The sequence below is a fragment of the Pseudomonas protegens genome, assembly GCF_003732485.1.
Classification (GTDB): Bacteria; Pseudomonadota; Gammaproteobacteria; order Pseudomonadales; family Pseudomonadaceae; genus Aquipseudomonas; species Aquipseudomonas protegens_B.
Genome location: NZ_MOAK01000080.1, coordinates 518,963 through 527,713, shown reverse-complemented (window position 1 = coordinate 527,713; position 8,751 = coordinate 518,963). Strand labels below are relative to the sequence as shown.

Below are 8,751 nucleotides of genomic sequence, written 5' to 3'. Positions count from 1 at the left end.
GCACAGGGGCAGGCGCCAGTTCGACCACCATGGCTTGTGGTGGAATGGGCATCGGCTGTGGCTTGGACCAGTTGAGGGCGAGCAGGATCGCCACCGCATGGACACCCAGCACCACCGCCAGGCTACCGCTGTAACGCGTCAGTCTTTGGCGCGTCGTGATCATTTCTTGGCTGCCGTCTCAAGTCCGACCAGGCCGACTTTCAGGTAGCCGGCGGCCCGCAGTGTGTCCATCACGCTCATCAGGTCGCCGTAGTCCACGCCCTTGTCAGCCTGGAAGAAGATCGTGGTGTCCTTCTTGCCCTGGGTGCGGGCGTCGAGAATGGCTCCGAGGGTTTCGGCCTTGACCTCGTCTTCACCCAGGAACAGGCGTTGATCGGCCTTGACGCTGAGGAACACCGGTTTTTCGGGGCGCGGCGCCGGCTTGGCGCTGGAGGCAGGAAGATCGACCTTGATGTCCACAGTGGCCAGAGGGGCGGCCACCATGAAGATGATCAGCAGCACCAGCATCACGTCGATGAACGGCGTGACGTTGATTTCGTGGTTTTCGGCCAGGTCGTCGCCTGCGCCTTCTTTCAAATGCAAGCCCATGGCTGATTACCCCACTTTCACCATGTGCGGTTGTGCGGAGCGCTCGGTCGGCTGGTGATCCAGGTCACGGCTGACCAGCAGCAGGACTTCTGCCGAGGCATCTGCCACCTGGGCACGATAGCCGGTGATGGAACGAGCGAAGACGTTGTAGATGACGACCGCCGGGATTGCTGCAACCAGGCCCAGGGCGGTGGCCAGCAGGGCTTCGGCGATGCCCGGGGCAACCACGGCAAGGTTGGTGGTCTGGGTTTTGGCGATGCCGATGAAGCTGTTCATGATGCCCCAAACGGTACCGAACAGACCGACGAACGGTGCAGTAGAGCCGATGGTGGCCAGTACGCCGGTGCCGCTGCTCATGTTGCGGCCGCAGGCGGCTACCAGGCGTTCCAGGCGGAACGCGACGCGCTCCTTGATGCCTTCTTTTTCACGGCTGTTGACCGAAAGGCGCATTTCTTCGAGGGCGTCGTGCACCAACAGGTGGGCGAGGGTGCCTTCCTTGGATGCGCTGGTGCTGGCTTCTTTGAGGGTGGTGGCCTTTTTCAGCGCGGCGATTTCACTGCGCAGACGGCGTTTGGCGCCCATCAGCTCAAGGCCTTTGGCGATCCAGATGGTCCAGGTGATGATCGAAGCGATGGCCAGACCGATCATCACCAGTTTCACGATGATGTCGGCGTTCTGGTACATGCCCCATGGCGACAGATCGTGGGCCATGCCCAGGCTGTTGTCGGCTTCGAGGACTTCGGGAGCGTCTTCACCAAGCACTGGCTGGCCTTCGGCCTGAGCCGGTTCGCCTGCAACTGGGGTGGAGACGGGAGCAGTTGGGTCGGCGGCCGGATGCTCGGCGGCCGGTGCGGTCGCGGCAGGGGCTGCGGCGGGGGCCGGTGCGTGCTGGTCGGCGAAGGCTGCGGTCGGTGCCAGCAGCAGGCTGCACAGTAGCGCTGCAATCGCACTCACGGCGCGCAGCGGGCTTGGGCGTTTGGTTGGCGAGACGGAGAGTTGATTGCTTGTCATGCTGGCCGGACCTGAGAGGAAAAAAGGGTGAAATGTCCTTCTAGGCCTCGCAGGGCCGAGAACAAAATGGGTGAGCATTATTGCAAGTAATTCTTGTTAACAGAAGTAATAGAGTATCTTTTTTTCCTTGATTGCTAGCCGTTCGTCCCGCGCCGAGGCTAGTCTTGACCTTTCTGAAAGGAGTTTTCTGATGTCCTCCCCCTCTGTTTTGATCGCCGGTTGCGGCGATGTCGGGAGTCGCCTGGCGACTCAATTGCTGGCCGAGCAATGGCAGGTTTATGGCCTGCGTCGCAACGTTTCGCGCTTGCCGCAGGGGGTGGTGGGCGTTGCGGGTGACCTGTTCAGCGAGCAATGCCCAGTACAATGGCCTGAGGTAGCGCCGGACTATCTGGTGTATTGCGCGGCGGCCACCGAACATGACGAGGCCGGGTATCGCGCCGCCTATGTAGAAGGGCTGCAGCATGTGCTGGCCTGGCTCAAGCAGCGTGGCCAGGCGCCCAAGCGCTTGCTGTTCGTCTCCAGCAGCAGTGTTTACGAGCAAAAGGACGGTGAGTGGGTCGACGAGACCTCCGTGGCCGAGGCCCAGGCCTATTCCGGCCGCTTGATGCTGGAAGCCGAGCAGGTGGCCGTGAGCGGCGGTATCCCTGCCAGCGTGGTGCGCTTGACCGGCATCTATGGCCCTGGCCGCGAGTGGCTGCTGACCCAGGTGCGTCGCGGTTATCGCGTGGCGATCGATCCGCCGCTTTACGGCAACCGTATCCATGCGGACGATGCCGCGGGCTTGTTGGCGTTCCTGCTCAAGGCGGACCGCAGCGGCGCGGCGCTGGATGACTGCTATATCGGTGTGGACGACGCGCCCGCGCCACTGGCAGAGGTGGTGGACTGGTTGCGTGACTACTTGGGTGTTACCGAGTGGGCAGATGACGCCAGCGTGCGTCGTACCGGTAGCAAGCGTTGCAGCAACGCCCGGGCCAGGGCGCTGGGCTGGGTGCCGCGCTATCCGAGTTATCGCGAGGGTTATGCGGCGATTCTGACAACGCAGGGCTAATGTTGACCGGGTGGCTTGTGGTCGCGGCCAGGGCTGCGACCGGGGTCCACGGAGACGCCGCTGCCGATCAGGCAGAAGGTCCCGCGGACCTTGTCGCAGCCTGCGGCAGGGGCTACAGGGTGGTTACTGTTTTTCCAGCAACCACTGCTGGCTGCCCGGTGTCAGCGAGGGCACTTCATCCGCCAGGGCGGCATTCACTGCCTGGAAGATCTCCAACTGTTGATCCTTGCGCATGAAGATCCAGGAGTTGCCCTGACCGTTGAGCTGCAGCCAGATGCTGTCGTTGCCGCCGCTCATGGAGGCGCAGTCGCCGGCCAGGCACAAGGCGTAGCGATCGGCGCCCGGCAGGCCCTGGACTGCACCGTTGGCCTGGAACTGCACTTCGTTGCCCAGGCCCGGGCCATTGACGATCTTCCATTTGCCACCCAGATAGGCCGAGTACAAGGCACGCTCGAAGTTGGCGCCTAATGGCGCACCTTCGGGGGCGGGGTCTTTGGGGCGGTCGAATACCTGCTCGGGCTCGTTGTCGTTGGCCACTTGCAGCAGTTGCTTGCCGTTGCGTTTCAAGTCGGTGGCGGCGCTGCCATAGAACTCGACTTTTGCAGTGCTGGAACCGTCGCCGACGATCTTGCCTTCGACGGTTTCGAAACCGTTGGTGTAGCGGGCCTGGCCAGCCTTGGTGTTGAGCTCCCATTCCAGGTTCGGGCCGTAAGCCTGGAGGGCTTCACGCAAAGGGCCGCCCTTGGAGGCTGCGTCGATCGCTACCTGATTGATCCAGATGCCGCCTACATCGTTTTTGGCGGGGTCGCTGGCACAACCGCCGAGCAATACGGCGAGCAGCGAAACAGCTAGCGCTTGGCGCATGACGAAATCCTTTCAGAACGAAAACGGCGCAGCCTTGAGGGCTGCGCCGCGGGTGTTACTCGATGACCAGAATGGCATCCATTTCAACCTGTGCACCCTTTGGCAGGGCAGCCACGCCAATGGCGGCGCGGGCTGGGTAAGGCTGTTGGAAGTACTTGCCCATGATCTCGTTGACCTTGGCGAAGTGGCTCAGGTCGGTGAGGAAGATGTTCAGTTTGACGATGTCCTTGAACGAACCACCAGCAGCTTCGGCCACCGACTTGAGGTTCTCGAACACCTGGACGGTCTGGGCTTCGAAGCCCTCAACCAGTTCCATGGTTTTTGGATCGAGAGGGATCTGGCCCGACATGTAGACGGTGTTGCCCGCCTTGATGGCCTGGGAGTAGGTTCCGATGGCGGCAGGGGCCTTGTCGCTGGTGATAACTGTCTTGGTCATGAATGACTCCTTGTAATGGACGGGCTACGCACGCATGCGGGTGATGCGGATGACCCCGGTCAGGGCGCGCAGTTTCTTGATCACGCGGGCCAGGTGCACGCGGTCGTGCACGCTGACCACCAGTTGGACCACGCTGATGCGACCATCGCGTTCGTCCATGCTGATTTTCTCGATGTTGCCGTCGGCGGCGTTGACGCTGCTGGCCAACAGCGCGATCAGGCCGCGCTGGTGTTCCAGCTCGACCCGCAGTTCGACGTTGAATTCGCCGGTGACATCCTTGGCCCAGGACAGCTGGATGCATTTTTCCGGATTGTGGCGGATCTCGCTGATATTGCGGCAGTTGTCCAGGTGCACCACCATCCCTTTGCCGGCGGACAGATGGCCGACGATGGGGTCGCCGGGGATCGGGGTGCAGCACTTGGCGTAGCTCAGGACCAGGCCTTCGGTGCCGCGGATCGCCAGCGGGCCTTCCGGGCTTGGCAGTTGCTCGCCTTCGCCCAGCAGGCGGCGCGCCACAACGTAGGCCATGCGGTTACCCAGGCCGATGTCTTCCAGCAGGTCTTCGATCAGATCCAGGCGGTATTCCTGGAGAATCGCCTGGATACGTTCCGCCGGGATTTTTTCCAGGGAGCTGTCGAAGCCGTTGAGCACCTTGTTCAGCAGGCGTTCGCCGAGGCTGATGGACTCGGAGCGGCGCTGCAGCTTGAGAGCGTGGCGGATATGGGTGCGGGCCTTGCCGGTGACCACGAAGTTGAGCCAGGCCGGGTTCGGTCGTGCGCCCGGGGCGCTGACGATCTCCACGGTGGAACCGCTTTGCAGGGGTTCCGACAGCGGGGCCAGGCGCCGGTTGATCCGGCAGGCGATGCAGCTGTTGCCGACGTCGGTGTGCACCGCATAGGCAAAGTCCACCGCGGTGGAGCCTTTGGGCAGCTCCATGATCCGGCCTTTGGGCGTGAACACGTAGACCTCGTCCGGGAACAGGTCGATCTTCACGCTCTCGATGAATTCCAGGGAGTTGCCGGCGCGTTGCTGCATTTCCAGCACGCCTTTGACCCATTGACGGGCGCGAGCGTGAGTGCCTTTGGGCTGTTCGTCGCCACTGGATTTGTACAGCCAGTGGGCGGCGATGCCGTTATTGGCCATTTCTTCCATTTCCCGGGTACGAATCTGGATCTCGATCGGTACTCCATGCATGCCGAACAGCGTGGTATGCAGCGACTGATAGCCGTTGGCCTTGGGAATGGCGATGTAGTCCTTGAAGCGTCCCGGCAGCGGCTTGTACAAATTATGTACAGCGCCGAGTACGCGATAGCAGGTGTCTACCTTGTCGACGATGATGCGGAACGCATAGACGTCCATGATCTCGTTGAAGGCCCGACGCTTGCCGCGCATCTTCTTGTAGATGCCGTATAGGTGCTTCTGGCGACCGCTGACCTCGCCCTGGATGCCGTCGATGGCCAGGCAGTGGCTGAGGGATTCCTCGATCTTGTTGACGATTTCCTTGCGGTTGCCCCGGGCGCGCTTGACCGCCTGGTAGATCCGCGCGGAACGCATCGGGTGCATCGCCTTGAAGCCCAGGTCTTCGAATTCGATGCGGATGCTGTGCATGCCCAGGCGATTGGCGATGGGGGCGTAGATCTCCAGGGTTTCCTTGGCGATCCGCCGACGTTTTTCGCCGGACAGCACTTCCAGGGTGCGCATGTTGTGCAGGCGGTCGGCCAGTTTGACCAGGATCACGCGGATGTCGCGAGCCATGGCCATGGCCATTTTCTGGAAGTTTTCCGCTTGGGCTTCGGCCTTGGTTTCGAAATTCATCTGGGTCAGTTTGCTGACCCCATCCACCAGTTCGGCCACGGTTTCGCCGAACTGCGCGCTGAGCGCTTCCTTGGCGATTCCGGTGTCTTCGATCACGTCATGCAGCATCGCGGCCATCAGGCTCTGATGGTCCATGTGCATATCGGCAAGAATGTTCGCTACCGCGAGTGGGTGCGTGACGTACGCCTCGCCGCTGCGACGGCGCTGACCGTCATGGGCTTGTTCGGCGTAGAAATACGCTCGGCGGACCAGATTGACCTGGTCCGTGCCGAGATAGGTCGATAAGCGATCGGCGAGGGCGTCTATGCTCGGCATGATGTCTCCTGCCGTAAGCTGTGATCCCGCGCCGTGCTACGTCGACCAGGCATAGGCTCAGACGGCCTCGTTGGACTCGTCCTCGAAAGCAGCAAAAAGCGGTTCATCTTCAACGATTTCGGCTTCGGCGATAGCTGCGTAGTCGATCAGGCCTTCAGCGATTTCGCGCAGGGCGACAACGGTAGGCTTGTCGTTTTCCCATGCTACTTTCGGCTCTTTGCCGCCGGTTGCCAGTTGACGGGCACGCTTGGTAGAGAGCATGACCAGCTCAAAGCGGTTATCCACGTGTTCTAGACAGTCTTCAACGGTTACGCGGGCCATGGTCTTCCTCGTAGCAAATGCAATATGCGCGCTGCCCGGATGGGCGAGCGGACTCAACAGTTTAAAAAATCACCAGCGTTTAGGGAAGCGCTGATTTTTTGACCAAGCTCTTCAACGCGCTGCAAGTGCCAATGTAAAGCGCTTGCAGCGGTTTTGGGAAGTGCTGTTTAACCAAGCAATTCGGCGAGCAATTTGCCAAAGCGCTGCTGCTGACGTTTCTGTTGCAGCTGATTGGAGCGGAAAATTGCTTTCAGATCGTCCAGCGCGTGGGCGAAATCGTCGTTGATGATCAGGTAGTCATAGTCGACGTAGTGGCTCATTTCGCTGACGGCTTCACGCATCCGCCCTTCGATGATTTCGTCGCTGTCCTGCCCGCGGTTGGTCAGGCGCTGGTGCAGGGCCTGCAGTGACGGTGGCAAAATGAAGATCGAGCGTGCCTGAGGCATCAGCTTGCGCACCTGCTCGGCACCCTGCCAGTCGATTTCCAGAATCAGGTCATGGCCTTCATCCAGAGTCTGCTGCAGGTGGCTTTGGGAGGTGCCGTAAAGGTTGCCGAAGACTTCGGCGCGTTCGAGAAAATCGCCGTGCTCGATCATCTTCACGAACTCGCTGCGTTCGACGAAGTGGTAGTTCACGCCATTCACTTCACCTGGGCGCATGGCGCGGGTGGTGTGGGAGACCGAGACGCGGATCTCCTGGTTGGCGTCGGTCAGGGCCTTGACCAGGCTGCTTTTGCCCGCGCCCGACGGGGCGGAAATGATGTACAGGGTGCCGGTGCTGTGGGTCATGTCAGTTGCCTTACTCAATGTTCTGCACTTGTTCGCGCATCTGCTCGATCAACACCTTGAGGTTGACCGCAGCCTGGGTGCTGCGCGGGTCGAAGGCCTTGGAGCCCAGTGTGTTGGCTTCGCGATTGAGCTCCTGCATCAGGAAGTCCAGGCGCCGACCGGCAGCGCCGCCGGACTTGAGCACACGGCGTACCTCGATGATGTGGGTGCTCAGGCGGTCCAGCTCTTCGGCGACGTCGCTTTTCTGCGCTAGCAGGACCATCTCCTGTTCGAGACGGGCTGGGTCCAGCTCGGCTTGCATGTCGGTGAAGCGGTCGAGGATTTTCTGGCGCTGGGTCGCGAGCATTTGCGGGACCAGTTCACGCAAGGTCGCCACGTCTTCTTCAATGGAGGACAGGCGCTCGTTGATCAGGCGGGCCAGTTCGGCGCCTTCACGCTCGCGGCCATTCTTCAGCTCTTTCAGGCCCTGATTGAACAGGGCCAAGGCGTCACTGTTCAAGGCTTGCGGGTCAGTGGCGTCGGCCACCAGCACGCCGGGCCAGGCCAGGACTTCCAGTGGGTTCAGGGCTGCCGGCTGCTTGATCAGGCTCGCAACGGATTCGGCAGCGGCCACCAGTTGTGCCGCACGCTCACGGTCGACCTGCAGCGGCTTGCCGGTGGTTTCTTCAGTAAAGCGCAGGGTGCATTCGAGCTTGCCCCGGGACAGGCCCTGGCGCAAGGCTTCACGGACTGCGCTTTCGAGGTCGCGAAAGGCTTCCGGCAAACGCAGGTGCGGCTCCAGGTAGCGGCTGTTGACCGAGCGCAATTCCCAGCTCAGGGTGCCCTGAGTGCCGGCCCGTTCGACTCGGGCGAAGGCGGTCATGCTGTGCACCATGGAGGTACCTCCGATTCAGCGCCGGCGCCAACCCCAAGTGGATTGAGCGGGCCTGATAGTGATGAATTGAAGCCGACAGGCTACGAAGGCGCAGGATTGTAGCGCAGTGCGGCCGGAGGCCCCAATCCCTGGCGCTGACAATGGGCTGCAGGTCGTCGCTACAGGACCGATCTGACGTGTAAATGTGCCTTTGGCCGTTTTAGGCGTGCCCTGGTGCGGTTGCGGGCTTTATAATGCTCGGCAGTTTTCCGTCCTCGTACAGGTGTTCCCCTATGAAACGTCCAAGTGGTCGCGCTGCCGATCAGCTCCGCTCGATCCGCATTACCCGCAACTACACCAAACACGCCGAGGGATCTGTACTGGTCGAGTTCGGTGATACCAAGGTGATTTGTACTGTCAGTGTCGAAAATGGCGTACCGCGCTTCCTTAAGGGCCAGGGCCAGGGTTGGCTGACAGCCGAATACGGCATGCTGCCGCGAGCCACCGGCGAGCGTAACCAGCGTGAAGCCAGCCGTGGCAAGCAAGGCGGCCGGACCCTGGAAATCCAGCGCCTGATCGGTCGCTCCCTGCGTGCCGCACTGGATATGTCCAAGCTGGGCGACGTGACTCTGTATGTCGATTGCGATGTGATTCAGGCCGATGGCGGCACTCGTACCGCGTCGATCACAGGTGCCATGGTGGCCCTGGTAGA

General features: G+C 61.4%; 10 protein-coding genes and 1 pseudogene. 2 read left to right on the top strand and 9 right to left on the bottom strand.

Features of this window, described 5'->3' with window-relative positions:
- The 3 genes and pseudogenes from BLX41_RS23770 to exbB form a co-directional block, all read right to left on the bottom strand.
- Positions 1–163, bottom strand: a pseudogene (locus BLX41_RS23770) (energy transducer TonB); the annotation flags it as partial.
- Positions 160–588: a TonB system transport protein ExbD gene (gene exbD, locus BLX41_RS23765; protein ID WP_102862272.1), complete on the bottom strand. Its 429-nt coding sequence runs from the start codon at positions 586–588 to the stop codon at positions 160–162. The gene exbD and the pseudogene BLX41_RS23770, both read right to left, overlap by 4 nt.
- A gap of 6 nt (positions 589–594) precedes the next feature.
- Positions 595–1,599, bottom strand: coding sequence for a tonB-system energizer ExbB (gene exbB, locus BLX41_RS23760; protein WP_123726841.1), 1,005 nt, complete (start codon positions 1,597–1,599; stop codon positions 595–597).
- Between the two features lie 190 nt (positions 1,600–1,789).
- On the opposite strand from exbB, the gene BLX41_RS23755 reads away from it, so the two are divergent.
- Entirely contained in the window at positions 1,790–2,647 is an 858-nt protein-coding gene (locus BLX41_RS23755; protein ID WP_123726840.1) for an NAD-dependent epimerase/dehydratase family protein, read from the top strand.
- Positions 2,648–2,770: 123 nt separating this feature from the next.
- On the opposite strand, the gene BLX41_RS23750 is transcribed toward BLX41_RS23755, so the two are convergent.
- From BLX41_RS23750 to BLX41_RS23725, 6 genes are all read right to left on the bottom strand, one after another.
- Positions 2,771–3,511: a hypothetical protein gene (locus tag BLX41_RS23750; protein ID WP_123726839.1), complete on the bottom strand. Its 741-nt coding sequence runs from the start codon at positions 3,509–3,511 to the stop codon at positions 2,771–2,773.
- A 55-nt stretch (positions 3,512–3,566) separates the two neighbouring features.
- On the bottom strand, positions 3,567–3,947 hold the full coding sequence (locus BLX41_RS23745) for a RidA family protein (RefSeq protein WP_007921133.1): 381 nt from the start codon (positions 3,945–3,947) through the stop codon (positions 3,567–3,569).
- Between the two features lie 24 nt (positions 3,948–3,971).
- Complete coding sequence (spoT, locus tag BLX41_RS23740) at positions 3,972–6,077, bottom strand: bifunctional GTP diphosphokinase/guanosine-3',5'-bis pyrophosphate 3'-pyrophosphohydrolase (protein WP_123726838.1); 2,106 nt, start codon at positions 6,075–6,077, stop codon at positions 3,972–3,974.
- Between the two features lie 57 nt (positions 6,078–6,134).
- Positions 6,135–6,398 carry a DNA-directed RNA polymerase subunit omega gene (gene rpoZ / locus BLX41_RS23735; RefSeq protein ID WP_007921129.1) on the bottom strand — a complete coding sequence of 88 codons (264 nt, stop codon included), beginning with the start codon at positions 6,396–6,398 and terminating at the stop codon, positions 6,135–6,137.
- Positions 6,399–6,565: 167 nt separating this feature from the next.
- Positions 6,566–7,186 (bottom strand): guanylate kinase, encoded by a 621-nt coding sequence (gene gmk / locus BLX41_RS23730; RefSeq protein ID WP_123726837.1) that lies wholly within the window; start codon positions 7,184–7,186, stop codon positions 6,566–6,568.
- 10 nt (positions 7,187–7,196) lie between these two features.
- Positions 7,197–8,060: a YicC/YloC family endoribonuclease gene (locus BLX41_RS23725; RefSeq protein ID WP_123726836.1), complete on the bottom strand. Its 864-nt coding sequence runs from the start codon at positions 8,058–8,060 to the stop codon at positions 7,197–7,199.
- Positions 8,061–8,332: 272 nt separating this feature from the next.
- Between BLX41_RS23725 and rph the strand changes: the two genes are divergently transcribed.
- A partial coding sequence (gene rph / locus BLX41_RS36100) for a ribonuclease PH (protein WP_259740842.1) occupies positions 8,333–8,751 on the top strand: 419 nt, incomplete at its 3' end.

Coding starts and splice junctions, on each gene's coding strand:
- exbD (WP_102862272.1), bottom strand. CDS start 588: ATGGGCTTGCATTTGAAAGAAGGCGCAGGCGACGACCTGGCCGAAAAC.
- exbB (WP_123726841.1), bottom strand. CDS start 1,599: ATGACAAGCAATCAACTCTCCGTCTCGCCAACCAAACGCCCAAGCCCG.
- BLX41_RS23755 (WP_123726840.1), top strand. CDS start 1,790: ATGTCCTCCCCCTCTGTTTTGATCGCCGGTTGCGGCGATGTCGGGAGT.
- BLX41_RS23750 (WP_123726839.1), bottom strand. CDS start 3,511: ATGCGCCAAGCGCTAGCTGTTTCGCTGCTCGCCGTATTGCTCGGCGGT.
- BLX41_RS23745 (WP_007921133.1), bottom strand. CDS start 3,947: ATGACCAAGACAGTTATCACCAGCGACAAGGCCCCTGCCGCCATCGGA.
- spoT (WP_123726838.1), bottom strand. CDS start 6,077: ATGCCGAGCATAGACGCCCTCGCCGATCGCTTATCGACCTATCTCGGC.
- rpoZ (WP_007921129.1), bottom strand. CDS start 6,398: ATGGCCCGCGTAACCGTTGAAGACTGTCTAGAACACGTGGATAACCGC.
- gmk (WP_123726837.1), bottom strand. CDS start 7,186: ATGACCCACAGCACCGGCACCCTGTACATCATTTCCGCCCCGTCGGGC.
- BLX41_RS23725 (WP_123726836.1), bottom strand. CDS start 8,060: ATGGTGCACAGCATGACCGCCTTCGCCCGAGTCGAACGGGCCGGCACT.